General features: G+C 54.7%; 29 protein-coding genes. 14 read left to right on the top strand and 15 right to left on the bottom strand.

Going from position 1 to position 26,272, the window contains the following annotated elements:
- The gene (envC, locus tag IBT54_RS19040) at positions 1–1,302 is read right to left on the bottom strand and encodes a murein hydrolase activator EnvC (protein WP_033784296.1); all 1,302 of its coding nucleotides are present in this window, start codon (positions 1,300–1,302) and stop codon (positions 1–3) included.
- 252 nt (positions 1,303–1,554) lie between these two features.
- Between envC and IBT54_RS19035 the strand changes: the two genes are divergently transcribed.
- The 5 genes from IBT54_RS19035 to cysE all read left to right on the top strand — a co-directional run bounded on the left by IBT54_RS19035 (position 1,555) and on the right by cysE (position 4,674).
- Complete coding sequence (locus IBT54_RS19035) at positions 1,555–1,986, top strand: rhodanese-like domain-containing protein (protein ID WP_013359488.1); 432 nt, start codon at positions 1,555–1,557, stop codon at positions 1,984–1,986.
- 19 nt (positions 1,987–2,005) lie between these two features.
- Positions 2,006–2,260: a glutaredoxin 3 gene (grxC, locus tag IBT54_RS19030; RefSeq protein WP_008926942.1), complete on the top strand. Its 255-nt coding sequence runs from the start codon at positions 2,006–2,008 to the stop codon at positions 2,258–2,260.
- Between the two features lie 38 nt (positions 2,261–2,298).
- Complete coding sequence (secB, locus tag IBT54_RS19025; RefSeq protein WP_010258229.1) at positions 2,299–2,769, top strand: protein-export chaperone SecB; 471 nt, start codon at positions 2,299–2,301, stop codon at positions 2,767–2,769.
- Positions 2,769–3,785 (top strand): NAD(P)H-dependent glycerol-3-phosphate dehydrogenase, encoded by a 1,017-nt coding sequence (gpsA, locus tag IBT54_RS19020; protein ID WP_013359487.1) that lies wholly within the window; start codon positions 2,769–2,771, stop codon positions 3,783–3,785. Before secB ends, gpsA begins: the two co-directional genes overlap by 1 nt.
- Positions 3,786–3,852: 67 nt before the next feature.
- On the top strand, positions 3,853–4,674 hold the full coding sequence (cysE, locus tag IBT54_RS19015; protein ID WP_013359486.1) for a serine O-acetyltransferase: 822 nt from the start codon (positions 3,853–3,855) through the stop codon (positions 4,672–4,674).
- Here cysE and trmL read toward each other — a convergent pair.
- From trmL to cpxR, 3 genes are read right to left on the bottom strand one after another with little or no spacing between them, the layout of a single operon-like run.
- Positions 4,671–5,144, bottom strand: coding sequence for a tRNA (uridine(34)/cytosine(34)/5-carboxymethylaminomethyluridine(34)-2'-O)-methyltransferase TrmL (trmL, locus tag IBT54_RS19010; protein ID WP_013359485.1), 474 nt, complete (start codon positions 5,142–5,144; stop codon positions 4,671–4,673). The two genes, cysE and trmL, sit on opposite strands and share 4 nt — an antisense overlap.
- A 35-nt stretch (positions 5,145–5,179) precedes the next feature.
- Positions 5,180–6,559, bottom strand: coding sequence for an envelope stress sensor histidine kinase CpxA (gene cpxA / locus IBT54_RS19005; RefSeq protein WP_013359484.1), 1,380 nt, complete (start codon positions 6,557–6,559; stop codon positions 5,180–5,182).
- Positions 6,556–7,254, bottom strand: a complete 699-nt coding sequence (gene cpxR, locus IBT54_RS19000) for an envelope stress response regulator transcription factor CpxR (protein ID WP_009088062.1) — start codon at positions 7,252–7,254, stop codon at positions 6,556–6,558. The genes cpxA and cpxR overlap by 4 nt, the downstream gene beginning before the upstream one ends.
- A gap of 148 nt (positions 7,255–7,402) precedes the next feature.
- Between cpxR and cpxP the strand changes: the two genes are divergently transcribed.
- The 6 genes from cpxP to IBT54_RS18970 all read left to right on the top strand — a co-directional run bounded on the left by cpxP (position 7,403) and on the right by IBT54_RS18970 (position 12,900).
- Entirely contained in the window at positions 7,403–7,912 is a 510-nt protein-coding gene (cpxP, locus tag IBT54_RS18995; RefSeq protein WP_013359483.1) for a cell-envelope stress modulator CpxP, read from the top strand.
- A gap of 455 nt (positions 7,913–8,367) precedes the next feature.
- Entirely contained in the window at positions 8,368–8,523 is a 156-nt protein-coding gene (locus tag IBT54_RS18990; protein WP_010258211.1) for a general stress protein, read from the top strand.
- Positions 8,524–8,759: 236 nt separating this feature from the next.
- Positions 8,760–9,662 carry a CDF family cation-efflux transporter FieF gene (gene fieF / locus IBT54_RS18985; protein WP_033784292.1) on the top strand — a complete coding sequence of 301 codons (903 nt, stop codon included), beginning with the start codon at positions 8,760–8,762 and terminating at the stop codon, positions 9,660–9,662.
- A gap of 207 nt (positions 9,663–9,869) precedes the next feature.
- Positions 9,870–10,832 carry a 6-phosphofructokinase gene (gene pfkA, locus IBT54_RS18980; protein WP_003851263.1) on the top strand — a complete coding sequence of 321 codons (963 nt, stop codon included), beginning with the start codon at positions 9,870–9,872 and terminating at the stop codon, positions 10,830–10,832.
- Positions 10,833–10,976: 144 nt separating this feature from the next.
- Complete coding sequence (locus IBT54_RS18975; RefSeq protein ID WP_013359480.1) at positions 10,977–11,966, top strand: sulfate ABC transporter substrate-binding protein; 990 nt, start codon at positions 10,977–10,979, stop codon at positions 11,964–11,966.
- Positions 11,967–12,126: 160 nt separating this feature from the next.
- Positions 12,127–12,900: a CDP-diacylglycerol diphosphatase gene (locus IBT54_RS18970; protein WP_201252750.1), complete on the top strand. Its 774-nt coding sequence runs from the start codon at positions 12,127–12,129 to the stop codon at positions 12,898–12,900.
- Positions 12,901–12,928: 28 nt separating this feature from the next.
- Here IBT54_RS18970 and tpiA read toward each other — a convergent pair whose 3' ends face one another.
- Together tpiA and IBT54_RS18960 are read right to left on the bottom strand one after the other, a co-directional pair.
- Positions 12,929–13,696, bottom strand: coding sequence for a triose-phosphate isomerase (tpiA, locus tag IBT54_RS18965; RefSeq protein WP_201252749.1), 768 nt, complete (start codon positions 13,694–13,696; stop codon positions 12,929–12,931).
- A gap of 120 nt (positions 13,697–13,816) precedes the next feature.
- Positions 13,817–14,407, bottom strand: a complete 591-nt coding sequence (locus tag IBT54_RS18960; RefSeq protein ID WP_201252748.1) for a DUF1454 family protein — start codon at positions 14,405–14,407, stop codon at positions 13,817–13,819.
- A gap of 98 nt (positions 14,408–14,505) precedes the next feature.
- Between IBT54_RS18960 and IBT54_RS18955 the strand changes: the two genes are divergently transcribed.
- Positions 14,506–14,940 (top strand): DUF805 domain-containing protein, encoded by a 435-nt coding sequence (locus IBT54_RS18955; RefSeq protein ID WP_095706508.1) that lies wholly within the window; start codon positions 14,506–14,508, stop codon positions 14,938–14,940.
- On the opposite strand, the gene fpr is transcribed toward IBT54_RS18955, so the two are convergent.
- Entirely contained in the window at positions 14,931–15,677 is a 747-nt protein-coding gene (gene fpr, locus IBT54_RS18950; protein WP_013359475.1) for a ferredoxin--NADP(+) reductase, read from the bottom strand. The two genes, IBT54_RS18955 and fpr, sit on opposite strands and share 10 nt — an antisense overlap.
- 273 nt (positions 15,678–15,950) lie before the next feature.
- On the opposite strand from fpr, the gene emrD reads away from it, so the two are divergent.
- Complete coding sequence (emrD, locus tag IBT54_RS18945; protein ID WP_147789959.1) at positions 15,951–17,144, top strand: multidrug efflux MFS transporter EmrD; 1,194 nt, start codon at positions 15,951–15,953, stop codon at positions 17,142–17,144.
- Here emrD and glpX read toward each other — a convergent pair.
- The 3 genes from glpX to IBT54_RS18930 all read right to left on the bottom strand — a co-directional run bounded on the left by glpX (position 17,134) and on the right by IBT54_RS18930 (position 20,637).
- Positions 17,134–18,144 carry a class II fructose-bisphosphatase gene (gene glpX, locus IBT54_RS18940; RefSeq protein ID WP_013359473.1) on the bottom strand — a complete coding sequence of 337 codons (1,011 nt, stop codon included), beginning with the start codon at positions 18,142–18,144 and terminating at the stop codon, positions 17,134–17,136. The two genes, emrD and glpX, sit on opposite strands and share 11 nt — an antisense overlap.
- A 96-nt stretch (positions 18,145–18,240) precedes the next feature.
- Positions 18,241–19,752 carry a glycerol kinase GlpK gene (glpK, locus tag IBT54_RS18935; protein ID WP_013359472.1) on the bottom strand — a complete coding sequence of 504 codons (1,512 nt, stop codon included), beginning with the start codon at positions 19,750–19,752 and terminating at the stop codon, positions 18,241–18,243.
- A 30-nt stretch (positions 19,753–19,782) separates the two neighbouring features.
- Entirely contained in the window at positions 19,783–20,637 is an 855-nt protein-coding gene (locus tag IBT54_RS18930) for an MIP/aquaporin family protein (RefSeq protein WP_201252747.1), read from the bottom strand.
- Between the two features lie 405 nt (positions 20,638–21,042).
- On the opposite strand from IBT54_RS18930, the gene zapB reads away from it, so the two are divergent.
- A complete protein-coding gene (zapB, locus tag IBT54_RS18925; protein WP_003851242.1) occupies positions 21,043–21,282 on the top strand; it encodes a cell division protein ZapB in 240 nt (79 codons plus the stop codon).
- A gap of 53 nt (positions 21,283–21,335) precedes the next feature.
- Here the strand turns inward: zapB and rraA are convergent, their stop codons facing one another.
- The 5 genes from rraA to cytR all read right to left on the bottom strand — a co-directional run bounded on the left by rraA (position 21,336) and on the right by cytR (position 26,143).
- Complete coding sequence (gene rraA, locus IBT54_RS18920) at positions 21,336–21,821, bottom strand: ribonuclease E activity regulator RraA (RefSeq protein WP_009088032.1); 486 nt, start codon at positions 21,819–21,821, stop codon at positions 21,336–21,338.
- A 158-nt stretch (positions 21,822–21,979) separates the two neighbouring features.
- Positions 21,980–23,317, bottom strand: coding sequence for an HslU--HslV peptidase ATPase subunit (gene hslU / locus IBT54_RS18915; RefSeq protein WP_013359469.1), 1,338 nt, complete (start codon positions 23,315–23,317; stop codon positions 21,980–21,982).
- A gap of 10 nt (positions 23,318–23,327) precedes the next feature.
- Positions 23,328–23,858: an ATP-dependent protease subunit HslV gene (hslV, locus tag IBT54_RS18910; RefSeq protein WP_003851234.1), complete on the bottom strand. Its 531-nt coding sequence runs from the start codon at positions 23,856–23,858 to the stop codon at positions 23,328–23,330.
- Between the two features lie 88 nt (positions 23,859–23,946).
- Positions 23,947–24,954 carry a cell division protein FtsN gene (gene ftsN, locus IBT54_RS18905; protein WP_201252746.1) on the bottom strand — a complete coding sequence of 336 codons (1,008 nt, stop codon included), beginning with the start codon at positions 24,952–24,954 and terminating at the stop codon, positions 23,947–23,949.
- A gap of 151 nt (positions 24,955–25,105) precedes the next feature.
- Entirely contained in the window at positions 25,106–26,143 is a 1,038-nt protein-coding gene (gene cytR / locus IBT54_RS18900) for a DNA-binding transcriptional regulator CytR (RefSeq protein ID WP_013359467.1), read from the bottom strand.
- Between the last annotated feature and the right edge of the window lie 129 nt (positions 26,144–26,272).

Here is a 26,272-nt window from a genome sequence, read left to right as displayed (position 1 = left end):
TTATTTTCCTAACCACGGGAGTGGATTGACGGCCTGTCCCTGACGTCGGATTTCAAAATAGAGCGACGGGGTACCGCGGCCACCACTGGTGCCCACCAGTGCTATAGGCTGTCCTGCCTTCACCTGCGTACCCACGCTCACCAGCGCACTTTGGTTGTAGCCATACAGGCTCATATCACCTTTGCCGTGCTCCAGCACCACCACCAGACCGTAGCCCTGCAACCAGTCGGCCATCAGCACACGACCATCGGCAATCGCTTTCACCTCGGTGCCTTCCCGCGCATCAATCACCAGTCCTTTCCAGCGCAGTTCACCCTGCAGCTGTTCACCAAAGCGATGTTCAATGCGTCCGCGCACCGGCCACAACGCCTGTCCGCCCGCGCGCCCCAGTCCACCCGTGCGGGCTACCAGTTCACGTTCGCTCTGAGTCGGCTGATAGCTGGAGCCTTTGGCTTTCGCCTGCGCCTGACGCTGACGCACTTTTTCCGCCTCGCGGGCTTCACGAGCTGCGCGCTCGCGCGCCTCACGTTCCGCCCGGGCGATCTTATCCTGCAGACGGCTTTCGTTCTGGCGCATCTCGACCAGATCGGCCTGATCTTTTTCCAGCGCGCTTTCCAGTGACGTCAGGGTCTTTTTACGCGCGTCGCTCGCCTGTTGCAGCTTCTGCTGCTGCCCCTGCTGCTGCGCTAATAACTCTTTCTGCTGCTGCTGCTTCTGCTCCAGCGAGGCGCGTTGCTGGTCTAAATCCTGTCGCGTTTTTTGCAGCGATTCGATACTTTTCTGGCGGGCAGCGTTCAGATAGCCGAAATAGGCCAGAATACGCTCACTGCGCTGGCTCTCTTCACCGCCCATCAGAAGCTGCACGCCGCTGTGCTGACCCTGACGAAATGCCGCATCAAGTTGCTCAGAAAGCAGGTTTTCCTGGCGGGTTTGCTGTTTTTCAAGCCGGGCGATGGAGGTGGCGAGTTGTTTCATCTCATCATTCAGGGCAGTGAGACTATTGCGGGTATCTCGCAGCTGACGACTTGCCTGAGCAATGATCTTTTCCTGGCTCTGCAACTGATCCAGCAGTTTGCTGCGCTGCAATTTCTGCGCTTTAACGCTTTTCTCTTTTGCAGCAATGTTTTGCTGAATGGATTGCAACTGAGATTTACTGTCTTCTGCACTGTGAACAACGGCAGGCAACAACAGTGCTCCCGCACAAAGCAGACTAAGGGAGAGGCTGGACAGGTGTGTGAACAACGGCAGGTTATCGCCGTTGGGACGGGTCCTTGTGTGCGAAACGGTTGTTTTTCCCTTCATAGGCCAATGATTATTCCACGATGAACCGCCGCTTACCAGTGCTGCCAGCGGGCATTTGCTTTTCCAGTTATGTCCACTTTCGCCATGACATGGATTAACCCTTACGCCATTTTTGCCTTTCAGCCACTTTTTTTGGAAAATGGAGCACAAATCGATACTCTGGCCGCATAGCATCTGTACATGCGAAGTGGCGCAGGTATACTCAGAACCCTTGTTTTAGCTTATTAGCCCGGTCTGGAGTCGTTACCCCTCATGCAAGAAATTATGCAGTTTGCAAGCAATCACCCCATCCTGAGTCTGGCATGGGTCGTTTTACTCGTTATGGTGATTGTGACTACCGTTAAAGGAATGTTCTCTAAGGTAAAAACGATCAGCCGCGGTGAAGCCACCCGCCTGATTAATAAAGAGGACGCGGTAGTAGTAGACGTGCGTTCGCGCGACGATTTCCGCAGGGGGCATATTTCAGGTGCGCTGAATGTGGCAGCCGCTGAGATTAAAAAAGGCAACCTCGACGAACTGGCAAAGCATAAAGCGCAGCCCATAATTGTGGTGTGTGCAACCGGACAAAGCGCAGGCGATTCTGCTGCACATCTAAGCGCGGCAGGCTTTGAGCAGGTTTCAGTGCTGAAAGAGGGTATCAGTGGCTGGAGCGGCGAAAATCTGCCGTTAGTTCGCGGTAAATAATCTTACAGAGGTGCTGATCATGGCAAATGTTGAAATGTATACCAAGGCCACCTGTCCTTACTGCCATCGTGCGAAGGCGCTGTTAACGCAAAAAGGTGTTTCGTTTCAGGAAATCCCCATTGATGGCGATATGGCGAAGCGCGAAGAGATGATCAAGCGTAGCGGTCGTACCACCGTGCCTCAGATTTTTATTGATGCGCAGCACATTGGCGGCTGCGATGACTTATTCGCACTCGATAATCGCGAAGGTTTAGATCCCTTACTGCAGGCGTAATTTTACGCCGGACAACCTCATATATAGGATTTGGTCACATGTCAGAACACAACACCAACGAAATGCAGTTCCAGATTCAGCGCGTATTCACTAAAGATATCTCCTTTGAAGCGCCAAATGCCCCGCAGGTTTTCCAGAAAGAGTGGGAACCGGACGTTAAGCTGGACCTGGATACTGCATCTTCTCAGCTGGCTGACGAAGTTTACGAAGTGGTACTTCGTGTGACTGTAACCGCAACTGTGGGCGAAGAGACCGCTTTCCTGTGTGAAGTTCAGCAGGCCGGTATTTTCACCATCAGCGGTATCGAAGGAACGCAGATGGCACATTGCCTGGGTGCATACTGCCCGAACATTCTGTTCCCATACGCACGCGAATGCATTACCAGCCTGGTATCACGTGGTACCTTCCCGCAGCTGAACCTGGCACCGGTTAACTTTGATGCGCTGTTCATGAACTACCTGCAGCAGCAACAAGGTGAAGAAGGTGCTGAACCACATCAGGATGCCTGATGACAACTCACGCTTCGATTAGCGTCATCGGTGCCGGTTCCTACGGCACCGCTTTGGCGATTACGCTGGCCCGTAACGGCCACCCGGTGCTGTTGTGGGGACATAACCCGGCGCATCTGGCGCAACTTCAGACTGACCGCTGCAACACTGCTTTCCTGCCCGATGTCCCGTTTCCCGATAACCTCTCCCTTGAGCCTGATCTGACCAAAACCATTACCGCCAGCCGCGATTTATTAATCGTGGTGCCGAGTCATGTGTTTGGCGATGTGCTGCAGCAGATTAAACCTCATCTGCGGCCAGACTCACGTATTGTCTGGGCGACCAAAGGGCTGGAAAAAGAGACGGGCCGTCTGTTGCAGGACGTGGCACGTGAAATCGTAGGCGATGCCATTCCGCTGGCCGTGATCTCCGGGCCGACCTTTGCGAAAGAGCTGGCGGCAGGATTACCGACGGCCATCGCGCTGGCCGCCACGGATGCGCAGTTTGCTGACGACCTGCAGCAGAAGCTGCACTGCGGTAAAAGCTTCCGCGTTTATAACAATCCTGATTTCATCGGCGTACAGCTGGGCGGCGCGGTAAAAAACGTGATTGCTATCGGTGCTGGTATGTCCGACGGAATTGGTTTTGGCGCGAACGCGCGAACTGCACTGATCACCCGTGGTCTGGCTGAAATGAGCCGGCTGGGCGCAGCGCTGGGTGCCGATTCCACTACCTTTATGGGTATGGCGGGTCTGGGCGATCTGGTGCTGACCTGTACCGATAATCAGTCACGAAATCGTCGTTTTGGCATGATGCTGGGCCAGGGCGAAGATGTAGATAGCGCGCAACGCATTATCGGACAAGTTGTAGAAGGGTACAGAAACACCAAAGAAGTCAAAGCATTGGCTGCACGTTTTGGTGTGGAAATGCCGATCACCGAGCAGATTTATCAGGTGTTGTATTGCGAAAAACCGGCGAGAGATGCAGCATTGAGCCTGCTGGGACGAACAAGGAAGGACGAAAACAGCATCAGCTAACGCAGGAAGCGTAGCATCATCACCTGCAGCGCCATTCAGGCGCTTTTTTTATCGGGAGAAAGCAGCAATGTCGTCTGATGAGTTAGAACTGGTCTGGAATAATATCAAAGCAGAAGCGCGCGCCCTGGCTGATTGTGAGCCGATGCTGGCCAGCTTCTTCCACGCGACATTGCTCAAGCATGAAAATCTCGGTAGTGCACTGAGTTACATGCTGGCCAACAAGCTGGCAAACCCGATTATGCCTGCTATCGCCATTCGTGAAATCGTTGAAGAAGCCTACCGTGAAGATCCGTCAATGATACTGTCAGCGGCTTACGATATTCAGGCGGTACGTCAGCGCGACCCGGCGGTCGATAAATATTCCACGCCGCTGCTCTATCTCAAAGGGTTCCATGCGCTTCAGGCCTACCGCATTGGTCACTGGCTGTGGAATGAAGGCCGACGCGCGCTGGCGGTTTATCTGCAGAATGAAATTTCCGTCTCCTTTGCTGTCGATATTCATCCCGCTGCGAATATAGGCCACGGCATCATGCTCGACCATGCCACCGGCATTGTGATTGGTGAAACCGCCGTGGTTGAGAATGATGTCTCGATCCTGCAATCGGTGACGCTGGGCGGTACTGGCAAAACCAGCGGCGACCGCCATCCGAAAATCCGCGAAGGGGTGATGATTGGTGCCGGTGCGAAAGTGCTGGGCAACATTGAAGTCGGCAGGGGAGCAAAAATCGGCGCGGGTTCTGTGGTGTTACAGCCTGTACCACCACATACCACGGCAGCAGGCGTACCCGCGCGTATCGTCGGCAAGCCAGGCAGTGAAAAGCCGTCAATGGATATGGATCAGCACTTCAATGGCAGCCTGGCCGGTTTTCAGTTTGGCGACGGCATCTAGTCTTTAATCAGTGCGCCCGCGTAATCCAGCTGGCGCCACGCTTCATAGACCACCACCGACACGGCATTCGATAAATTCATGCTGCGGCTCTCCGCTCTCATCGGGATGCGGATTTTCTGCTGCGCCGGTAATGCCGCCAGAATTTCCGCTGGCAGTCCACGGCTCTCAGGTCCAAACAGCAGATAATCGCCCGCCTGATACGCGACGGCACTGTGTGCAGGCGTCCCTTTGGTCGTCAGCGCAAACAGACGTTCAGGCGACTCCGCGGCGATAAACGCCTGATAGTCAGCATGGAATTTTATGGCCGTGAATTCGTGGTAATCCAGTCCGGCGCGACGTAAACGCTTGTCATCCCACGCGAAGCCGAGCGGCTGAATCAGATGAAGCTGGAAGCCCGTATTGGCGCACAGGCGAATGATATTGCCGGTATTTGGCGGAATTTCTGGTTCAAACAAGACAATGTTAAGCATAAGGCCCCCGATGACAGGGGCCGAAGCATAGCAAATTATTGACGACCGGAGGAGTAGAGTGGCAACCAGAGGGTCAGACGCAGGCCGCCCAGTGGGCTGTCATCGGCTTTAACCCAGCCGCGATGCTGCTGCACTGCTGTTTCGACAATCGCCAGGCCAAGGCCGGTACCGCCTGACTCACGATCGCGTGCTTCATCAGTACGATAGAAGGGACGGAAAATCTGTTCGCGATCTTCCGGGCTCACGCCAGGACCGTCATCATCAACGTGTACCGTGATACCAGAAATATCGACGGAGAAGCTGACGCTGATATGCGTGTGTGAATAGCGCAGCGCATTGCGGACGATATTTTCCAGCGCACTCTCCAGCGCATGAGGGTTGCCATAGAGCGGCCACGGGCCAGGCGGGTAGGGGATATCCATCTTCTTGCCCATCTGTTCCGCTTCGAAACGGGCATCTTCCAGCACCCCATTCCACAGCTGATTCGCCTTCATCGCTTCGCTGACCAGTGCATTTTTATGCTGGGTGCGTGACAGCACGAGCAGGTCGTTGATCATGCCATCAAGACGCTGTGCTTCCATCTCAATCCGCTCCAGCTCTTTACCTTCGCCCTGACGCCGACGCAGCAGCGCGGTAGCCAGTTGCAGACGGGTAAGCGGGGTACGAAGCTCATGGCTGATATCCGATAGCAGACGTTGCTGACCGGTCATCATCCGCTCCAGCGCACTGACCATCTGGTTAAAGCTGGAACCCGCCGCCAGAAACTCCTGTGGGCCCGATTCCAGTTCCGGATGCTGACGCAGGTTTCCGCTTGCGACTTCATCGGCGGCATATTTCAGCTTACGCGCCGGACGCGCCAGGCTCCAGGCGAGCCACAGCAGCAGCGGTGAGCTGATGAGCATGGTGACAATAAGCAGCAGTAACGGACGGTCAAACAGCAGGTTGACGAAATCGAGCTGGGAGCTGTTGGCGGGACGGATCATGTAAAGCTGGTAGTTATCTTCGCCATCCCGGACGGCAAAAGGCCCTACCAGCTCAACACGACCATATTTCTTCTTCTGCGGATGATCGGCGTTATCAGACTGGCCGATAAAATTGCGGATAACCTGCATTTCATTATGTTGCGCGCCAATCACCCGACCTTCACTGGTCACTAACAGCAGCCGCTGACCCGGCGGTGCCCACTTCTCCACGGCGCGAAACAGACGACGCCACCACATCAGATCGTTAGGGGGATCCTGTGACAGCTCTGCTTCGACGTGTTGCTCAATCATGATGCCCTGCCGCTGCTCACTCTCCAGCAGCGAGGTCATCTGTCGTGAATCGAGCTTGGGCACCATTAGCACCAGCATCAACACCAGCGCCAGCGTTAACCAGAAGATGGCGAAGATACGGGTGGTCAGACTTCCAATCATGATGCCGAAACCATCAGGTAGCCGCGGCCACGTAAGGTTTTAAACCAGGGATGACCGTCACGGCGTTCAGGCAGCTTGCGACGCAGATTTGAGATGTGCATATCAATGGCGCGGTCAAAAGGTGTCAGGCGCTTGCCCAGCACTTCCTGACTCAGATGTTCACGCGATACAACCTGGCCCAGGTGCTGCGCAAGCAGATAGAGCAGGGTGAACTCCGTGCCGGTGAGATCTAGCGTGACATCATCAAAACTCGCTTCCTGACGGCCAGGATTGAGCCGCAGGCAGTCCACTTCCAGTGTGGGCGAGCTATTGTCGTGTTGCTGCTGCTGTTCACTCCAGTTGGAGCGCCGCAGAATAGCGCGGATACGCGCCACCAGTTCGCGATCGTTAAACGGCTTGGGCAGATAGTCATCTGCACCCAGTTCAAGGCCCAGTACGCGATCCAGCTCGCTGCCGCGCGCCGTTAGCATGATGACGGGGGTCTGATGTTGCTGTCGCAGTTCTTTCAGGGTGTCGATACCGTTTTTCTTCGGCATCATGACATCCAGTAAAAGCAAATCAATAGAGTTATCGAGCAGGTTCAGCGCTTGTTCACCATCGCTGGCTACCACCACTTCAAACCCTTCCATTTCTAACAGTTCTTTTAAAAGCGAAGTTAATTCGCGGTCATCATCTACCAACAGGATTTTATTCATTTTTGTAGCCCTCCGCAGGCAAAATACCGTGTTCCTGGCGCACCTATCTATCGCTTTACGTAGTTTTACACCCCCTGACGGATGTTTGCAGCTGTCGCCGTACACTGGCTCTCGTTGAATCGCAAAACGGAACGAACTGGAGTACACGATGCGCAAATTAACCGCCGTCGTCCTTGCCTCAGCGATGGCTCTGAGTCTCGCCAGCGCAGGTGCTAAAGATGCGACGACGATTGACGAGATGCATCATGGCGGATTGCCGACAGGCAGTATGACGCAAAATCCGCAAAGCCACATGTTCGATGGTATCGAGCTGACTGAAGAGCAGCGTCAGCAGATGCGGGACCTGATGCAACAGGCCCGACATGAGCGCCCGGTCGTTCATATTGACGATATCGCAGCACTACACGACTTAGTGACTGCAGACCAGTTTAACGAAGCGGCCATCCGCGCAAAGGCGGAAGTCATCGCCAGAGTTCAGGTTGAACAGCAGGTTGAGATGGCGCGCGTACAGAATCAAATGTTTCAACTGCTAACGCCGGACCAGCAGGCCACGTTGCAGAAGAATTACCAGCGGCGACTTAACGAGCTGCGACAGTTTTCGAATCTGCAGTCAGTGTCATCGCTGCAGGCAGTGAGTAGTACCAGCAGTAACCAGTAACATAGTATCCCTGTTTTCCTTGCCATAGACACATCCCTGTCTTCCCCCGCCATGATGGTGGGGGTTTTTTTTATCTTTTTTTCGCTTTTTTTAATTTGACTGGAATCATCACCGCGCAACAAAACCTCCATTTTATTAGCGCTTGTTTAACGTTTGTTTGTCAGGCCCGACGATTATTGACTATTCAGGCCATAACGTAAATTTAAGCGTACCGGTAAGCATTTTAAGGCCATTTAAATACTTTAAGCCACTGAAAATGATAGATTTATAACCTTGTGGTGTAAGCTTTTATCTTAACTATCAACGTGTTGGTTTTCCCGCGTTACGCTTGCCGGTTCAGGCGCACCCTCTACACTTAATCCTGTCACTGCAGGGAAGTTAAGTGTCTTTGCGAAGTCTCAGGGAGCAACAACCACATTATGTAGTCCTGAATGAATCTATTAACGGAGTAAGTTATGGCAGAGCATCGTGGTGGTTCAGGTAATTTCGCAGATAATCCGCAAAAAGCGTCTGAAGCCGGTAAGAAAGGCGGCCAGAGCAGCGGCGGCGGAAACTTCAAAAACGATCGTGAAAAAGCATCAGAAGCAGGGAAAAAGGGCGGCAAAAAGTAATCGCCGCGTCTTTCTCAGCCCAGACCAGCACATGACTGTGGTCTGACACTGATGTGTATGACACTTTGCCCCGTCCTCCCCGAGGTCGGGGCTTGTTTTTTATGCCTGCCAGGCTTTTGCAAAAGAAACTGAGCCGTTGAATGACCCGCTAAGCACTGCCCGCCTCCTGGTGTTAAACTTTAGCCATTCTTTCATTTGAGTACGCATCGTCGCTGATGCTGCATAGGGAATCTGGCATGCAACCCTCTTATGGCCGACTGGTAAAGCGTGCTGCGCTGGCCGCCACCATTCTTGCATCTGTGCTGTTAATCGTGAAAATTTTTGCCTGGTGGTACACCGGTTCGGTGAGTTTGCTGGCCTCACTGGTGGACTCGCTGGTGGATATCGCTGCCTCGCTGACCAATCTGCTGGTGGTGCGTTATGCGCTGCAGCCTGCCGACGAAGATCACACGTTCGGGCACGGCAAAGCAGAGTCGCTGGCAGCACTGGCGCAAAGTATGTTTATCTCCGGCTCGGCACTGTTTCTGTTTCTGACCGGCCTGCAGCATCTTGCCTCGCCCAGTGAGATGCGGGCACCCGGCGTCGGTATTGTGGTGACCGTTGTGGCACTGAGCTCAACGCTGGTGCTGGTCGCCTTTCAGCGCTGGGTGGTGCGTAAAACCCGTAGCCAGGCGATTCGGGCTGACATGCTGCACTATCAGTCGGACGTCATCATGAATGGTGCCATTCTGATCGCGCTGGTCCTGAGCAGCTATGGCTTTGCCCGGGCAGATGCCCTGTTCGCGCTGGGGATTGGCATTTTCATTCTCTACAGTGCGTTGCGTATGGGCTATGAGGCGGTGCAGTCATTGCTGGATCGCGCGCTACCGGAAGAGGAGCGGCAGCAGATTCTGACGCTGGCGACAAACTGGCCACAGGTGCAGGGCGTCCACGATCTGCGAACCCGCCAGTCCGGCCCGACTAAATTTATTCAGCTACATCTGGAACTGGAAGACCAGTTGCCACTGGTGCAGGCGCACCGGGTAGCCGATCAGGTTGAGAAGGCGTTGCGCAAAGAATTTCCTGGGTCAGACGTAATTATCCATCAGGATCCCTGTTCTGTGGTACCGTTCGAGAGAGAGGATTCTTTAGGTTTTTAACGTAAATGAATCAAATCGATACGAAAGGAATGACGTAACGCTAACATTGCTGCAAAAAATAGTGAAAAGTTGTCTGACCTGAATCAATTCAGCAGCAAGCCTTTGATATACTATCTGCCATCACATGTCGCGCTAATCGTAAAATGACCTTCAGCAGCGATCGACAGGCAGGATTAACCCTTAGTTTTGAACAATCCAGAGGTTGTCATGATCAAAAAAATTGGTGTATTAACCAGCGGCGGTGACGCCCCAGGCATGAACGCAGCTATTCGTGGAGTGGTTCGTTCCGCGCTGAGTGAAGGACTGGAAGTTTTTGGGATCTATGACGGTTATCTGGGATTGTACGAAGATCGCATGATCAATCTTGATCGCTACAGCGTCTCCGACATGATTAACCGTGGCGGCACGTTCCTGGGCTCAGCGCGTTTCCCTGAGTTCCGTAATGAAGATGTGCGCCAGGTTGCCATTGAGAACATGAAAAAGCGCGGCATCGATGCGCTGGTTGTAATTGGTGGTGATGGTTCTTACATGGGTGCTAAGCGCCTGACTGAAATGGGCTTCCCCTGCATCGGTCTGCCAGGCACCATCGATAATGACGTGGCCGGAACGGATTACACCATCGGTTATTTCACTGCCCTGGAAACCGTGGTTGAAGCGATTGACCGCCTGCGTGATACCTCTTCTTCGCATCAGCGTATTTCGATTGTTGAAGTGATGGGCCGCTATTGTGGTGATCTGACCCTGGCAGCGGCGATTGCCGGTGGCTGTGAGTTCATCGTCCTGCCAGAGTTCCCGTATACCCGCGAAGAGCTGGTTGCGGAAATCAAAGCGGGCATCGCCAAAGGTAAAAAACACGCTATCGTAGCGATTACCGAACACATCTGCGATATAGACGATCTGGCGCGTTTCATTGAAACAGAAACCAAACGTGAAACCCGTTCGACCGTTCTGGGCCATATTCAGCGTGGTGGGGCACCTTGTGCTTATGACCGTATCCTGGCGTCACGCATGGGCGCTTACTCAATTGAACTGCTGATGCAGGGTTACGGCGGCCGTTGTGTCGGTATTCAGAACGAGAAGATGGTGCATCACGATATCGTCGACGCCATTGAAAACATGAAGCGTCCGTTCAAGCGCGACTGGCTGGACACCGCGAAAAAGCTCTATTAATTCCCCTGCGGGGGTGTGCTGCACAGCATGCCCCGGCATTTTCCTTCTATATTCCCCGCGGTTATAACAGCTTATTTTTAATTCTTTTAGCTCTGTAATAGTTTATGTCACGCTTAGCCCATAACGACATTGGGAGAGTGCGTAATGAACAAGTGGAGTATTGGCGTTACCCTGTTGCTGGCCTCAACCAGCGTGCTGGCGAAAGACATTCAGCTGTTAAACGTTTCCTATGATCCAACGCGTGAGCTGTACGAACAGTACAACAAAGCGTTCAGTGCGCACTATAAACAGGAAACCGGCGATAATGTCGTGGTCCGCCAGTCGCATGGTGGCTCTGGCAAGCAGGCGACCTCCGTGATTAACGGCATCCGTGCGGATGTGGTCACACTGGCGCTGCAATCGGATGTTGATGCCATTGCCGAACGTGGTCGTATTGATAAGAACTGGATCAAGCGTCTGCCGGACAACTCTGCGCCTTACACCTCGACCATTGTCTTCCTGGTTCGTAAAGATAACCCTAAGGGTATCCATGACTGGAGTGACCTGACCAAACCTGGCGTATCTGTGATTACCCCGAACCCGAAAACGTCCGGCGGCGCACGCTGGAACTATCTGGCGGCTTGGGGCTGGGCACTGGATCATAACAACGGCGATCAGGCCAAAGCACTGGCTTACGTCAGAGCGCTCTTCAAAAACGTTGAAGTACAGGATTCGGGTGCACGTGGCGCAACCAACACCTTCGTTGAGCGCGGGATTGGTGATGTGCTGATCGCCTGGGAAAACGAAGCTTATCTGGCCGTTAACAAACTGGGCAAAGATAAGTTCGAGATTGTTACCCCGAGCGAATCGATTCTGGCTGAACCGACCGTGTCGGTGGTCGACAAAGTGGTGGATGAAAAGGGCACGCGTAAAGTCGCTGATGAGTATCTGAAATATCTCTACTCGCCAGAAGGCCAGACCATCGCTGCACAGAATTACTATCGTCCGCGTGATGCTGAAATCGCGAAGAAATTTGCCAGCACCTTTGCGCCAGTGAAGCTGTTTACCATTCAGGACAAGTTTGGTGGCTGGGCGCAGGCTCAGAAAGCCCACTTCGCCGATGGCGGCAGCTATGACGAGGTCATGAAACCATAATGTATTGCGGTCAGTGCGCTCTGCGCTGACCGCTTGTCCGCCACCCTCACGTCTTTTCTCTTCTCTGCCCAGCCGCCAGTTCATCAGGCCGAATTCCCCGTGACATTTTTTTCCCGGCAGGCGAGGATGCAGGCTGCTAAACCATTCAGGAAGCGTTGTTATGCCGACCAATCGTCGTGCAACCCGCCTGGTTGCCGCTCTGCTGGCGCTGGCTGCTGTGGGGATGCTGGCCGCCGCACTGCATTTCAAAAAGAACAGTGATGCACTCTGGCAGATCGTCAGCGAGAAATGCCTGCCTCATCAGCAAAACAGCGGAGACCCTGCGCCCTGCCAGCGTGTCGACCAGCCGCATCGCTATGCCATGCTGAAAGATATGAACGGGCCGTTGCAGTATCTGCTGATCCCGCTCGACAAAATCACCGGTATCGAAAGCCCCCGGTTACTGCAACCCGCGACGCCCAACTATTTTGCCCTTGCGTGGCATGAACGAACCCTGCTTGCACAGCGACGTGGCTCACCCATTGCTGATCGGGTTCTGTCACTGGCGATCAATTCACAATATGGCCGCACGCAGAATCAGCTCCATATTCATCTCTCCTGTCTGCGACCCGATGTGCGTCAACAGCTGGATCAGCTGACGCCGCAGCTGGGCGGTCAGTGGCAGGAACTCATGCTACGTAAGCACCGCTACTGGCTGCGAACCCTGACGGCAGGTGAGCTGACTCAGCAGAGTGCCTTTATCCGGCTTGCCGATGAACGGCCACAGGCACGCACAGAGATGGGGAAATATGGGCTGGCACTGGCTGAATTAAGCGATGGGCGACTGGTGTTAATGGCGATAGAGCGGAACTGGCTGCTACTGAACAGTGGTTCGGCGGAGGAGTTGCAGGATCACGCCTGTCAGCTGATTGCGCCCATAAAAAAGGCGGCTTAAGCGCCGCCTCTGACCGGAATGCTAATGCTTAAGCGCTTTTTGCAGCCGCCGCAGCTTTAACGATTACCGCGAAAGCATCTGCTTTCAGTGACGCACCGCCAACCAGCGCGCCATCGATGTCAGGCTGGGTGAACAGCTCAGCAGCATTCTTATCGTTAACCGAGCCGCCGTACTGAATGATGACCTGTTCTGCGATAGCCGCATCTTTCTTCGCGATATGATCACGGATGAATTTGTGGACGGCCTGTGCCTGAGCAGGGGTCGCAGATTTGCCGGTACCGATGGCCCAGACGGGCTCATACGCGATAACCGCATCTTTGAACGCTTCAGCGCCCTGAGTTTCCAGAACGGCATCCAGCTGACGCGCGCAGACTTCTTCGGTTTTACCCGCTTCGTTTTCTGCTTCGGTTTCACCAATGCACAGTACCGGGACCAGGCCCACTGACTTCAGTACCGCGTATTTCTTCGCGATGAACTCGTCGCTCTCTTTGTGGTAAGTGCGGCGTTCTGAGTGACCGATAATGATATATTTCGCGCCGATATCTTTCAGCATTTCAGCGGAAACTTCACCGGTAAACGCGCCAGACAGGTTAACGTCCACGTTCTGCGCACCCAGTGTGATGTGGCTACCGGAGATGGCGTGTTTTGCCTGCTCGAGATAGAGCGCTGGCGGTGCAATGGCGACGCCACAACCCTCAACGCCAGAGAGTTCCTTGCGCAGACCGGCGATCAGTTCAGCTGTGATCTGCTTGCTGCCATTCAACTTCCAGTTACCCATAACCAGTGGATGTCGCATTCTATCCTCCGCATAACGCGATACATGAAAAATCGCTGCCAGCCGGCAGCGTTGTCTGCCAGACAGTATAGAGATCAAATGTAGTGATGGCTTTGCTTTTCGTCATTTTCAGCCACATCATCAGGGACTCGCGAGCGCCAGTTTGACCGGTTCGACCGCGAAGGTCAGCCCCTTGTCGCCGTTGTCAGCGACCACAAAACGCAATGCGCCGTCGACCTGCGCAAAGTAGGGTAAATCCTTACCTTCCTTCAGCAGACCCTCCAGCTTTTTACGCCCCTCGTCGGTACTTAATCCCGGTACAAAGAAGCGCAGCATGGCGGTCATGTAGGCCAGTGCTTTTTGCTGCGAGGCGCTCTGGTCCGGGCCAGGTAGTGGCAGCCAGGTAATCTGCAGCGTCTTGATTTTGCCGGTGCCGGGCTCCAGCGCGGTTGAGGCATAGAGCGTTTCATTGATTTTGCTGGCGGCGCGAGTCAGGTTGCTTTTATCACCCCGGTTATCAATAGCGCGATACTCCGGCAGCATCAGCGCTGCATTGGCCAGATTATATTTTTCGCGAAACTGGCCGATAGTCATATCAAAGGTGGGCGCGCCCGCCAGCAGATAAGGCGCGGTGGGCAACGCATCGGGCCGATCCTGCGGTGGCGGATCGGCGGCAAAGACCGGAACCGTCAGCGCAAACGATAACAGCAGTGCGCCAGGCAAATTCTTCATTTTGTCGATCCTAACCCGTAAACTCAGGCGCAAATTAAAACGGTTTTTATCCGCGAGGTCAAAAGCGCGGCGGTTCTCTTCTCTCTGGATGATAATGCATGACGTTACAACAAGGGTGTTTTTCCTGGCGCGGCCGGCTGGGACGACGTGATTTCTGGATCTGGCAGGCGGTCTGGTTGCTGACCACGACACTGTTATTCGTCTTAGCAGCAAACGACTGGATTGATACCCAGATGGCGGCCTTTGGCGTGGTCTGCCTGCTGTGGCCCGCCAGCGCGGTTATGGTTAAACGGCTGCACGATCGTAACCGACGTGGCTACTGGGGGTTTCTGGTGATTGTTGCCTGGCTGCTGGTGGCGGGAAACTGGAGCATGCTGGGGAGTGTACTGCCCTGGCTGCTGGGCCGCGCCATTCCGTTTATGTTGATAGCTGGCCTGCTGCTCGATCTCGGCGTCTTTCGCGGTACCCCTGGCGCTAACCGGTTTGGTACCGCGACGCAGCCGGTGCGATACCGGCAAACGGCTCACCAGTAATGTTCACTGGTGATATGGCCCGGCTTACGCTTCAGGTGTTTGCGCATCTCGCGCGTCTCTTTCAGTAACTGCTGCGTATCACGCACCATCTGCGGGTTGCCGCACAGCATCACATGGCTGCTGTCGGCATCCAGCGTTAATCCGGTGGCACGCTCCAGCTCGCCATTTTCAATCAGCGCCGGGACCCGGCCCGTCAGCGAACCGGGGATCGCTTCGCGACTCACTACCGTCTGGATGTGCAATTTACCGTGATAGCGCTGCTGCAGCTGCTGCATCATCGGCAAAAAGCTCAGGTCAGCCGCATAGCGCGCAGCATGCACCAGCACGATGTTTTCAAAGCGATCCAGCCCTTCGCCCTGCTGGAGCATCGACAGGTAGGGACCAATCGCGGTGCCGGTTGCCAGCATCCATAAGGTTTTGCACTCCGGGACTTCATCCAGCACAAAGAATCCCGCAGCTTCTTTGGTGACCATCACCTGATCGCCCGGCTGAAGTGCCTGCAGATGCGGACTCAGCTTGCCGTCTGGCACCGTAACCAGATAAAACTCCAGCAGGTCATCTTTCGGCGCATTAACGTAGGAGTAAGCGCGCTGCACCCGCTCACCGTCGATTTCCAGCGCCAGCTTGGCAAATTGCCCGGCGATAAAGGGATCGATGGGCGCTTTTACCCGGAGACTAAACAATGCATCAGTCCAGTTTTTGACTTCCTTTACTTCACCATTGACCCACTCAGCCATAATCACTCCCTGGTTGTTGATTATTCAGGCAGGTCACTATTTTCGCGACTCGCCGGTGAGATTGCCAGCCTGCGCCCTGGCAAAGGCTCTAATCGACAAACTGTTGCTTTGTCTTTACAGGCTGGCGCATAAACTTGACAGGCGCAAGCCGGGACCTTTTCGCTTACCTCTCGCTTTGTCATCTAATCCTGATATTTTGCCCGCCATAACAAGATGACTGGCGGGTGAACCGCTGTTTTAACCTCCTTTCACAGAAAGAAATTTTGCATAATCATGATTAGTAAACTGGAAAATCGCCCACTGCTGGTGATGCTCATTGTGCTGGTGGCTGTCGGGCAGATGGCACAGACTATCTACGTCCCGGCGATGTCGGTGATGGCGGACGCCCTGAATGTGCGGGATGGCGCGCTGCAGCGAGTGATGGCGGCCTATCTGATGACCTATGGCGGATCCCAGCTGATCTACGGTCCGCTGTCAGACAGCGTGGGCCGTCGTCCGGTGATCCTGGCGGGCATGATGATCTTTATGATCGGCGCAATCACGGCTCTGATGGCGACATCACTCAATATGCTGGTGCTCGGCAGTGCTATTCAGGGGCTGGGAACCGGCGTGGCAGGCGTGATGGCCCGTACCATGCCGCGCGATCTCTACGAGGGTCACGCGCTGCGCCGCGCTAACAGCCTGCTTAATATGGGCATTTTGGTCAGCCCGCTGCTGGCGCCGGTGATTGGCGCACTGCTGACCCAGCTCTTTGGCTGGCACGCCTGTTTTGCCTTTCTGCTGCTGCTCTGTCTGGCGGTGACCGGTTCCATGGCGCGCTGGCTGCCGGAGACCCGGCCGCAGAGTGCAGAAGTGACCCCTTTCTTTAAACGTTATGCCCGCCTGCTCAGCGACGCGAATTTCGTCCGCTATATTGTGCTGCTGATTGGCGCGCTGGCCGGGATTGCGGTCTTTGAGTCGAGCTGTGGCGTTCTGCTGGGCGGCGTGCTCGGCCTGCACAGCCTCACCGTCAGCATCCTGTTCATCCTGCCGATTCCGGCTGCGTTCTTTGGTGCCTGGTTTGCCGGGCGCGAGCAGGGTTCATGGCACAGCCTGATGTGGTGGGGTGTGAATAGCTGCCTGCTGGCGGGCATTCTGATGTGGATCCCGGCGTGGTTCGGCGTGATGAATATCTGGACGCTGCTGGTCCCCGCCGCGCTGTTCTTCTTTGGTGCCGGTATGCTGTTTCCGCTGGCGACCTCAGGCGCGATGGAACCGTATGCGTGGCTGGCGGGTAGCGCGGGCGCACTGATTGGCGGCATGCAGAATCTGGGATCGGGGCTGGTGGCGTGGCTCTCAGCCATGATGCCGCAGCGCGATCAGTTCAGCCTTGGCATGCTGATGTTCTTTACCGCGCTGGTGATGCTGCTCTGCTGGTTGCCGCTCTCACGTCAGCCGGAGCGCGGCAACCAGCCGGTTACAGGATAAACGGATGGAGCGCCGGATCTTTACGGTCAAGATAGTGAATCGACTGGATGCGGCGAATGGTGCGTGATTTACCGCGAATCAGCAGCGTTTCGCTGGTGGCAATATTGCCCTGACGCGTAATGCCTTTCAGTAGTTCGCCACTGGTAATGCCGGTGGCGGCAAACACCACGTTGTCGTTGCGCGCCATCTCACTCAGCGTCAGCTTTTTACCCGCTTCAATCCCCATCTCTGCACAGCGCTGCAGCTCCTGCTCACCGAGCCGACGGTTTTCAGCGCTGTCGCCTTTCACATGATGACGTGCCAGCAACCGGCCCTGCATATCGCCGTCCAGTGCACGGATCACCGCCGCAGAGACTACGCCTTCCGGTGCGCCACCAATGCCATACATCACATCCACTTCGCTGTCCGGCATGCAGGTCAGAATCGAGGCGGCGACGTCGCCATCCGGGAAGGTAAATACCCGCACGCCCAGCTGCTGCAGCTGGCTAATCACCGCATCGTGACGCGGCTTTGCCAGAATCGATACGGTCAGCTGCGACAGCGGCTTGTTCATCGCTATTGCGATATTACGCAGGTTGGTTTCCAGCGGCAGGTCGAGGTCGATCGCACCATGCGCTGCCGGACCGACAATTAGCTTCTCCATGTACATGTCAGGGGCGTGCAGAAAGCTGCCTTTATCGCCGACGGCCATCACAGCCAGTGCGTTAGCCTGGCCAAGCGCCGTCATGCGGGTGCCTTCAATCGGATCGACAGCAATATCGACCGCATCGCCGCGACCGGTACCGACTTTTTCGCCAATATAGAGCATCGGCGCTTCGTCGATTTCGCCTTCACCGATCACAATCTGACCGTCAATTTCAATGGAGTTCAGGACATGACGCATGGCATGGACTGCCGCACCGTCAGCCGCATTTTTGTCGCCGCGTCCTAACCAGTGATAGCCTGCCAGGGCGGCAGCTTCGGTTACGCGGGAAAATTCAATGGCAAGTTCTCGTTTCATGGCATCTACCTGACAAAAAACCGGCAGGCAGTGTAACACAGCGGGGCAGTGGGGCGGGGAAAAGGCCCGCGACGGCCAGCGTCGCGGGCACAGAGATTACTCCTGGTCTTCCCACGCCTGTGCGCGGGCAACCGCTTTTTTCCAGCCGGCATAGCGGAAGTTACGCTCGGTGGTTTCCAGGCTTGGACGGAACTCACGCTCAATAACCGCTTTAGCGCGCACTTCATCCAGATCCTGCCAGAAGCCGACAGCCAGACCCGCCAGATAGGCAGAACCCAGCGCGGTGACTTCACGCACTTCCGGACGCTCAACACGGGTACCGAGGATGTCAGCCTGGAACTGCATCAGGAAGTTGTTGGACACCGCACCACCATCCACACGCAGCGCCTGCAGGCGGGTGTTGGCATCGTTCTGCATCGCTTCAAGCACGTCACGCGTCTGATAAGCGATCGACTCCAGCGTCGCGCGGATGATGTGGTTAGAGTTTGCGCCGCGCGTCAGACCGAAGATTGCGCCACGGGCATACGGGTCCCAGTAAGGTGCACCCAGGCCGGTGAAAGCAGGCACCATGTAAACGCCGTTGGTGTCTTTCACTTTCATTGCGAAGTATTCAGAGTCAGCCGCTTCGCTGATCAGCTTCATTTCATCACGCAGCCACTGAATAGAGGCACCACCGATGAATACGGCACCTTCCAGCGCATAGTTCACTTCACCGCGCGGGCCACAGGCGATAGTGGTCAGCAGGCCATGGGTCGAGGTCACCGCTTCAGTACCGGTGTTCATCAGCATGAAGCAGCCGGTGCCGTAGGTGTTTTTCGCCATGCCAGGCTGTACACACAGCTGGCCATACAGCGCGGCCTGCTGGTCACCGGCAATACCGGCGATAGGAATACGCGTACCGCCTTTACCACCGATGTTGGTCTGACCGTAGACTTCAGACGAAGATTTCACTTCCGGCAGCATTTCACGCGGGATATCTAGGATATCCAGCATGCGCTGATCCCACTCCAGCTTGTGAATGTTAAACATCATGGTACGTGAGGCGTTGGTATAGTCGGTGATGTGAACGCGGCCCTGAGTCATTTTCCAGACCAGCCAGGTATCAACGGTACCGAACAGCAGTTCGCCACGTTTTGCACGCTCACGTGAGCCTTCAACGTGATCCAGGATCCACTTCACTTTTGTCCCGGAGAAGTAGGGGTTAATCACCAGACCCGTCGTGTGCTGGATATACTCTTCCAGGCCCTCTTTCTTCAGTTTGTTACAGTAGTCAGCGGTGCGGGGATCCTGCCAGACGATGGCATTATAGATAGGTTTGCCGGTCTCTTTTTCCCACACGATAGCGGTTTCGCGCTGGTTAGTGATACCGATAGCCGCAATCTCATCAGAGCGGATGTCGGCATGGGCCAGCACTTCCACCAGCGTAGAGCTTTGTGAAGCCCAGATATCCATTGGATCATGCTCAACCCAGCCCGCTTTCGGGTAGATCTGAGTAAATTCGCGCTGCGATACCGCAACGATATTGGAATCGTGGTCGAGAACGACAGCGCGTGAGCTGGTTGTGCCCTGATCGAGCGCGACAATATATTTTTTATCTGTGGTAGTCATAAATTCAGTCCTGATGATAAAAGGTGAAACTTACGCTTTACGCTGCTGAGCGCGTGCAACCGGTTTGTCTGCTGGAATTTTTGCAGGTTCTTTAGCGGCACCTGGCAGGTAGCGGCCAATCAGGGTGCGATAACCGACTGCACCCAGGCAGGCACCGACCAGCGGGCCAAAAATAGGGACCAGGAAGTAAGGAATATCTTTACCACCTGTGAAGGCAACGTTACCCCAGCCAGCGAAGAAGGCGAACAGCTTAGGTCCGAAATCACGTGCCGGGTTAAGAGCAAAGCCGGTCAGTGGACCCATTGACCCACCAATGACCGCGACCAGCAGACCGATTAACAGCGGTGCCATCGGCCCACGCGGTACACCGTTGCCATCGTCGGTCAGTGCCATAATCACTGCCATCAGCACGGCAGTAATCACCATCTCGACCAGGAACGCCTGACCTACGCTGATGTGAGGGTTAGGATAGGTTGAGAAGATACCCGCCAGATCCAGACTCTGAACCGTACCGCGTACCATCTGATGACTTTGTTCGTAATCGAAAAAGAGGCTGTAGTAGAGGCCATAAACCAGCGCGGCCGCGCAGAATGCCCCGGCAATTTGCGCCATAATAAACGGCACCACTTTACGGCCTTCGAAGTTGGCAAACAGGCAGAGCGCAACCGTAACGGCAGGGTTCAGATGCGCACCTGATACCCCAGCGGTAAGATAGACAGCCATTGAGACGGCTAAGCCCCAGATAATGCAGATTTCCCACTGACCGAAGGCGGCACCGGCGAGTTTCAGTGCAGCCACACAGCCTGCGCCGAAGAAAATAATCAAGCCTGTCCCCAGAAATTCGGCAATACACTGACCTTTGAGCGTGTTAGTTGTCTGACTCATAATAGTGGTTCCTGAAGCGAGGTTAAATTTTATCAGTTTTTGTTCTCAGTCCATGAGGCACCCAGCTTTTATGTAGGGCTGATGTGAATTTATCGTTAACGAACATAAACGAGAAATAGCGAAATCGTTTTTTGTGTACTGTGTCATAAAAATGCGCGTTTTCGCGTATTCTGGCTTTCTTAAGCCATTATTCGCGCCTCATTACAGCGATAACGGGCCAGTGCCGGAACGCAGCTTCAGTAAGCGCAGCGTAAATTCAGGGATTGGCTGAAAAGTGTTACAGACTACGCCCGCAAAGGCCGCGTTGCTGGACTTGCGGGGTGAGGCTACATACAATCGGGACAACGTTGCTGGCTTAAGCTGGCATCATCAACGCCTTGCAGGAATTTAGGAGAGGTCAGAAAGATGTCATTTGAAGTGTTTGAGAAACTGGAAGCGAAAGTACAGCAGGCGATTGATACCATCACCCTGTTGCAGATGGAAATCGAAGAGCTGAAAGAGCAGAACAACTCACTGCGTAACGATGCGCAACAAGTCGCGGGCAACCACGATGCGCTGATGCGTGAAAATCAGCACCTGAAAGAAGAGCAGCACGTATGGCAGGAACGTCTGCGTGCCTTGCTGGGAAAAATGGAAGAGGTTTGAAGCCTCAGCTGATGTGAAAAACGGGTGCTCAGGCACCCGTTTTCATGTCTGGCCTATTCGAGGTCCAGCGCATCCTCTGACAGAATGATACCGGTGTTATCGGCATAGAGATGGTCGCCGGAGAAAAAGGTGACGCCGCCGAAATTGACGCGCACATCGCTTTCACCAATCCCTTCACCCGCAGCGCCTGCCGGAATCGCGGCAATGGCCTGAATGCCAATCTCCAGCTCTTCCAGCTCATCAACCTGGCGTACCGAACCGTAAATCACCAGGCCTTCCCACTCGTTGGTGGCCGCCAGACGTGCCAGCTGCGCATCGACCAGCGCACGACGCACGGAGCCGCCGCCATCGATCACCAGGACGCGACCCCGGCCATTCTCTTCCAGCAGATCGTAGAGTAAGCCGTTGTCTTCAAAGCATTTCACTGTGGTAATCTGACCACCGAATGAAGTGCGCCCACCAAAGTTTGAAAAAAGCGGTTCAACAACATTCACTTCTTCATGGTAGATATCGCAGAGTTCAGATGTATCGTATTTCATAGGGGTTTCGTCTGTTTGCCACAGGAAGGGTAAGTATATCGCTATATGCAGATTGTTGGCAAAATCATCAGTATGAAAAAAGCATCGTTCGATCAAGAACATGCATAAAAAAGCCCAGCCGGATGGGCTGGGCTTCGGAAAAGCGCTGATTCAGTGAATCAGAGAATGAAGCGGCTGAGGTCTTCGTCAGCCACCAGTTCATCCAGATGTTTACCGACATAATCAGCATCGATGGTCACGGATTCACCGTGACGATCGCTGGCGTCATACGAGATATCTTCCATCAGACGCTCCAGCACGGTATGCAGACGGCGCGCACCAATGTTTTCGGTGGTTTCGTTGACCTGCCATGCGGCTTCTGCGATCCGGCGAATACCCTCTTCGGTGAACTCGATGTTCACACCCTCGGTATTCATCAGCGCTTTGTACTGTACGGTGATGGAGGCATTCGGCTCAGTCAGGATGCGCTGGAAATCATTCACGGTCAGCGCCTGCAGCTCTACACGGATTGGCAGACGACCCTGCAGTTCCGGAATCAGATCGGAAGGGCTGGCCACCTGGAACGCGCCTGAGGCGATAAACAGAATATGGTCAGTTTTCACCATGCCATGTTTGGTCGAAACGGTACAGCCTTCAACCAGCGGCAGCAGGTCACGCTGAACACCTTCGCGAGAAACATCCGGGCCGCCGGCATTCTGGCCGCCGCGCTTACAGATTTTATCGATCTCATCGATAAACACGATACCGTGCTGTTCAACGGCATCAATCGCGTCCTGCTTAAGTTCTTCAGGGTTAACCAGTTTTGCCGCTTCTTCTTCGATCAGCAGCTTCATCGCTTCTTTGATCTTCAGCTTACGGGCTTTCTGCTTCTGACCGCCGAGGTTCTGGAACATCGACTGCAGCTGGCTGGTCATCTCTTCCATGCCAGGAGGCGCCATGATCTCAACACCAGGCGCGCTGGCGGCCAGATCGATCTCAATCTCTTTATCATCAAGCTGGCCTTCGCGCAGCTTTTTGCGGAACGACTGGCGCGCCGCAGACGGCTCAGCGCTCTGCTCTGCCTGGCCCCAGTTGTTTTTCGCAGGCGGAATCAGCACATCGAGAATGCGCTCTTCGGCCATCTCTTCGGCACGGTATTTGTTCTTTTCAATCGCCTGACTGCGCACCATCTTAATGGCCGAATCGGTCAGATCACGAATGATAGAGTCCACTTCCTTACCGACATAACCCACTTCGGTAAATTTAGTCGCTTCGACTTTGATGAACGGTGCATTGGCCAGCTTAGCCAGACGACGCGCGATCTCGGTTTTACCGACACCGGTCGGACCGATCATCAGAATGTTTTTAGGGGTCACTTCATGACGCAGCTCTTCGTCGAGCTGCATGCGGCGCCAGCGGTTGCGCAGTGCAATCGCCACGGCGCGCTTGGCGCTGTCCTGGCCGATGATAAAGCGGTTCAGTTCGCTGACGATTTCGCGTGGAGTCATCTCAGACATATTTATACCCTTACGCCTTAGACGTTAATTCTTCGAAATTAACGTTGTGGTTAGTGTAGATGCAGATATCACCCGCGATATTCAGCGACTTTTCGACGATGTCGCGTGCGCCCATTTCGGTATTCTCCAGCAGCGCACGTGCCGCTGCCTGGGCGAAAGGCCCACCGGAGCCGATGGCGATCAGATCGTTTTCAGGCTGGATGACATCACCGTTACCGCTGATGATCAGAGAAGCTGACTCATCCGCGACGGCCAGCAAGGCTTCAAGGCGACGCAGCATACGGTCAGTACGCCAGTCTTTCGCCAGTTCCACCGCGGCTTTCACCAGATGGCCCTGATGCATTTCCAGTTTACGTTCGAAAAGTTCAAACAGGGTGAAGGCGTCTGCGGTGCCGCCAGCAAATCCGGCAATCACCTTATCGTTGTATAAACGACGCACTTTTTTAACGTTGCCTTTCATCACGGTATTGCCGAGCGTAGCCTGGCCATCACCGCCAATCACTACCTGGCCGTTGCGTCGTACACTTACTATTGTTGTCACGGGCAGACCCCTTGTTGCAGTCGGAAAAGGACTCCGCGCACGGGGCGCGGAGTATCATGCAACAGATATGGGGCGGGTTTGACGGGTTTCAACCCCCGACGGAGAGTGGAATACAGCTGGAGTGTCCGGAACTGCGCAGGCGTTTCAGGGTGCTGTCAGCGGATGCGCGGTCTTTATACGGACCGATAACCACACGATTCCAGCCGCCACCGGTTGTAATGCGGCTTTCAAAGCCTTCAAAGGCTAAGCCTGCACGCACCGATTCAGCCTGGTCAGTGCCTTTGAACGAACCACACTGCACCATCCAGCGCTGCGAAGAAGCTTTCTCCGCTGGTTTCGCCTTCGCTGTCTCCTGCGGTTTAGACTGTACGTCCGGTTCCCGCGTAATGGGGGCAGGCTGCGACTGGCGCTGTACGTTTTGCTGCTGCTGCTGCTGCTGCTGACGTTGCTGTTGCTGTAATTGCTGCTGTTGCTGACGCTGTTGTTGTTGCTGCAACTGTTGCTGGCGTTGCTGTTGGGCCTGCAACTGCTGACGCTGTTGCTGAACCTGTTGTTGTTGCTGATGTTGCAGTTGCTGTTGTTGCTGAACCTGCTGCTGCTGACGTTGCAGCTGTTGCAACTGCTGCTGATGCTGCAGCGTCTGCTGACGTTGCGCCGGCGTCTGTTCGTTCCACGGCACTTCGTTGAGCTGCGTCGGCTGCTGACGCATATCAGCCTGCATCTGCTCCAGCAACTGGCGCTGCTCGTCGGTCAGCTGTGTCTGCGACTTCACTTCGCCACCTGAAGAGGGTTCGATAGGCGTTGGCACGGTGACCTGACGGTTTTCCAGCTCTTTAATATATTTCCAGCGCTCTTCTGGCTTCGGCGGCAAGCCATTGCCGTTGGCTTTATGATCCGTAATGACCGGCACGTCTTCTTTCTTGTGATGCGCCAGGAACCATAAACCACCGGCAAAGGTCACCAACACTGCGACCGCCAGTACAATCATCAATTTAGATATTCCCGAACCGACTTTGCTCTTCTTGCCACGGCTGGGGCTTTTTTTGCGACGCGTCCCTGTTGAACGCCCGCGGCCTACGTAATCTTTTTGTGCCACTCTCGTTCTTATACCCTTCAAAAATAGTGCCAGTTGGGCGAAATGATGATTTTACGCGCCCGGCAAGGAGTCCGCCATGTTACTCAAGGGTCGGAACTTTGACCAGCAGTGTTCGCTTTAAGAATCTACTGAAAAAACCAGACGAACAGGCTTATTTTTCACGTTTTTTTGCGCGCGCCGTACTGCCACGAATCGTTAAGCCGGCATCCAGCAACCGCGATCCGCTGATCACCCGTTTACCATTTAACTCATCCAGCAGCAGCAGCATCGCTTCCCGACCAATCTGGTAACGTGGCTGTGTCACCGTGGTCAGCGGCGGCTCGCAGTAACGTGACAGCTCAATGTCATCGAATCCCACTACAGAGAGATCCTCCGGTATGCGCAGTCCACAGCGTCTGGCCTGATTCATCGCCCCCAGCGCCATAATATCGCTGTGACAGAACAGGGCGCGCGGCGGTTGTGGCAAAGTCATCAGCTGATTCATGGCGGCAACGCCTGCTTCAAACGTGAAATCACCGCGCACAATATAGGTGGGATCAACCGTCAGCCCGCTGCGACGCATCGCCTGTACATAGCCCTGCAACCGATACTGACAGAGCGGCATCTCTTCCGGCCCGGCAATACAGGCGATCTGCGTGTGGCCTAACTGCAGTAAATGATTGACCGCTTCAAATGCGGCGGTCAGGTTATCGATGTGGACCGTGGGCAGCGACATTTCCGGCGCAAACTCATTCGCCATCACCATGGGCGGCAGGTTGCGTTGCTCATCAATGCTGGCATCAAAGGGCAACTGTGACCCGAGCAGCACCATGCCATCGATCTGTCGTGTGACCATCAGATTGAGAAAGGTTCGCTCCTGCTGATTCTGATGAGCGCAGTCACCAATCAGCACCAGATAGCCCTCTTCGGCTGCCGTGACTTCGACGCCACGAATGATTTCACTAAAGAAGGGATCGCAGATGTCAGGGACAATCACCAGAATGGTTCGCGTTTCGTTACGCCGCGCGTTGCGCGCAGGGCCGTGTGCTGCATAGCCGACGGCGGCAACGGCCTGCTCGACTTTCTGACGGGTCGCCGCAGAAACCTTCTCCGGATTCATCAGCGCACGCGATACGGTGGCGGTTGAGACGCCCGCGTGCTCCGCGACATCCTTCATCGTGGCGGCGGGCGGTTGTTGATTCTGCTCCAACACATGCTCCTGACGCGTTATGGCGCGTTCGATTCTGTTTTTGCCTGACCTGAAAGCAATCCGGGCAACATTGTTAACGATTGCCCGGCTGGTTGTTACTTAATTTGCATAAAAATTGTGACTTATGCG

It is taken from the genome of Pantoea sp. S62, from assembly GCF_016658625.1.
In the GTDB taxonomy this organism is placed as follows: Bacteria; Pseudomonadota; Gammaproteobacteria; order Enterobacterales; family Enterobacteriaceae; genus Pantoea; species Pantoea vagans.
The sequence above is the reverse complement of the archived record's forward strand: the minus strand, read 5'-3'. Positions and strand labels throughout refer to the sequence as shown.

Excerpts from the sequence above, each read along its gene's own strand:
- IBT54_RS19035 (WP_013359488.1), top strand. The coding sequence starts at position 1,555 with ATGCAAGAAATTATGCAGTTTGCAAGCAATCACCCCATCCTGAGTCTG.
- fieF (WP_033784292.1), top strand. The coding sequence starts at position 8,760 with ATGCAACCCTCTTATGGCCGACTGGTAAAGCGTGCTGCGCTGGCCGCC.
- hslU (WP_013359469.1), bottom strand. The coding sequence starts at position 23,317 with ATGTCTGAGATGACTCCACGCGAAATCGTCAGCGAACTGAACCGCTTT.
- trmL (WP_013359485.1), bottom strand. The coding sequence starts at position 5,144 with ATGCTTAACATTGTCTTGTTTGAACCAGAAATTCCGCCAAATACCGGC.
- grxC (WP_008926942.1), top strand. The coding sequence starts at position 2,006 with ATGGCAAATGTTGAAATGTATACCAAGGCCACCTGTCCTTACTGCCAT.
- fpr (WP_013359475.1), bottom strand. The coding sequence starts at position 15,677 with ATGGCTGAGTGGGTCAATGGTGAAGTAAAGGAAGTCAAAAACTGGACT.
- IBT54_RS18970 (WP_201252750.1), top strand. The coding sequence starts at position 12,127 with ATGCCGACCAATCGTCGTGCAACCCGCCTGGTTGCCGCTCTGCTGGCG.
- tpiA (WP_201252749.1), bottom strand. The coding sequence starts at position 13,696 with ATGCGACATCCACTGGTTATGGGTAACTGGAAGTTGAATGGCAGCAAG.
- emrD (WP_147789959.1), top strand. The coding sequence starts at position 15,951 with ATGATTAGTAAACTGGAAAATCGCCCACTGCTGGTGATGCTCATTGTG.
- envC (WP_033784296.1), bottom strand. The coding sequence starts at position 1,302 with ATGAAGGGAAAAACAACCGTTTCGCACACAAGGACCCGTCCCAACGGC.
- rraA (WP_009088032.1), bottom strand. The coding sequence starts at position 21,821 with ATGAAATACGATACATCTGAACTCTGCGATATCTACCATGAAGAAGTG.
- IBT54_RS18990 (WP_010258211.1), top strand. The coding sequence starts at position 8,368 with ATGGCAGAGCATCGTGGTGGTTCAGGTAATTTCGCAGATAATCCGCAA.
- zapB (WP_003851242.1), top strand. The coding sequence starts at position 21,043 with ATGTCATTTGAAGTGTTTGAGAAACTGGAAGCGAAAGTACAGCAGGCG.
- IBT54_RS18955 (WP_095706508.1), top strand. The coding sequence starts at position 14,506 with ATGACGTTACAACAAGGGTGTTTTTCCTGGCGCGGCCGGCTGGGACGA.
- glpX (WP_013359473.1), bottom strand. The coding sequence starts at position 18,144 with ATGAAACGAGAACTTGCCATTGAATTTTCCCGCGTAACCGAAGCTGCC.
- cpxR (WP_009088062.1), bottom strand. The coding sequence starts at position 7,254 with ATGAATAAAATCCTGTTGGTAGATGATGACCGCGAATTAACTTCGCTT.
- pfkA (WP_003851263.1), top strand. The coding sequence starts at position 9,870 with ATGATCAAAAAAATTGGTGTATTAACCAGCGGCGGTGACGCCCCAGGC.
- gpsA (WP_013359487.1), top strand. The coding sequence starts at position 2,769 with ATGACAACTCACGCTTCGATTAGCGTCATCGGTGCCGGTTCCTACGGC.
- cysE (WP_013359486.1), top strand. The coding sequence starts at position 3,853 with ATGTCGTCTGATGAGTTAGAACTGGTCTGGAATAATATCAAAGCAGAA.
- secB (WP_010258229.1), top strand. The coding sequence starts at position 2,299 with ATGTCAGAACACAACACCAACGAAATGCAGTTCCAGATTCAGCGCGTA.
- IBT54_RS18930 (WP_201252747.1), bottom strand. The coding sequence starts at position 20,637 with ATGAGTCAGACAACTAACACGCTCAAAGGTCAGTGTATTGCCGAATTT.
- IBT54_RS18975 (WP_013359480.1), top strand. The coding sequence starts at position 10,977 with ATGAACAAGTGGAGTATTGGCGTTACCCTGTTGCTGGCCTCAACCAGC.
- cpxA (WP_013359484.1), bottom strand. The coding sequence starts at position 6,559 with ATGATTGGAAGTCTGACCACCCGTATCTTCGCCATCTTCTGGTTAACG.
- cpxP (WP_013359483.1), top strand. The coding sequence starts at position 7,403 with ATGCGCAAATTAACCGCCGTCGTCCTTGCCTCAGCGATGGCTCTGAGT.
- IBT54_RS18960 (WP_201252748.1), bottom strand. The coding sequence starts at position 14,407 with ATGAAGAATTTGCCTGGCGCACTGCTGTTATCGTTTGCGCTGACGGTT.
- glpK (WP_013359472.1), bottom strand. The coding sequence starts at position 19,752 with ATGACTACCACAGATAAAAAATATATTGTCGCGCTCGATCAGGGCACA.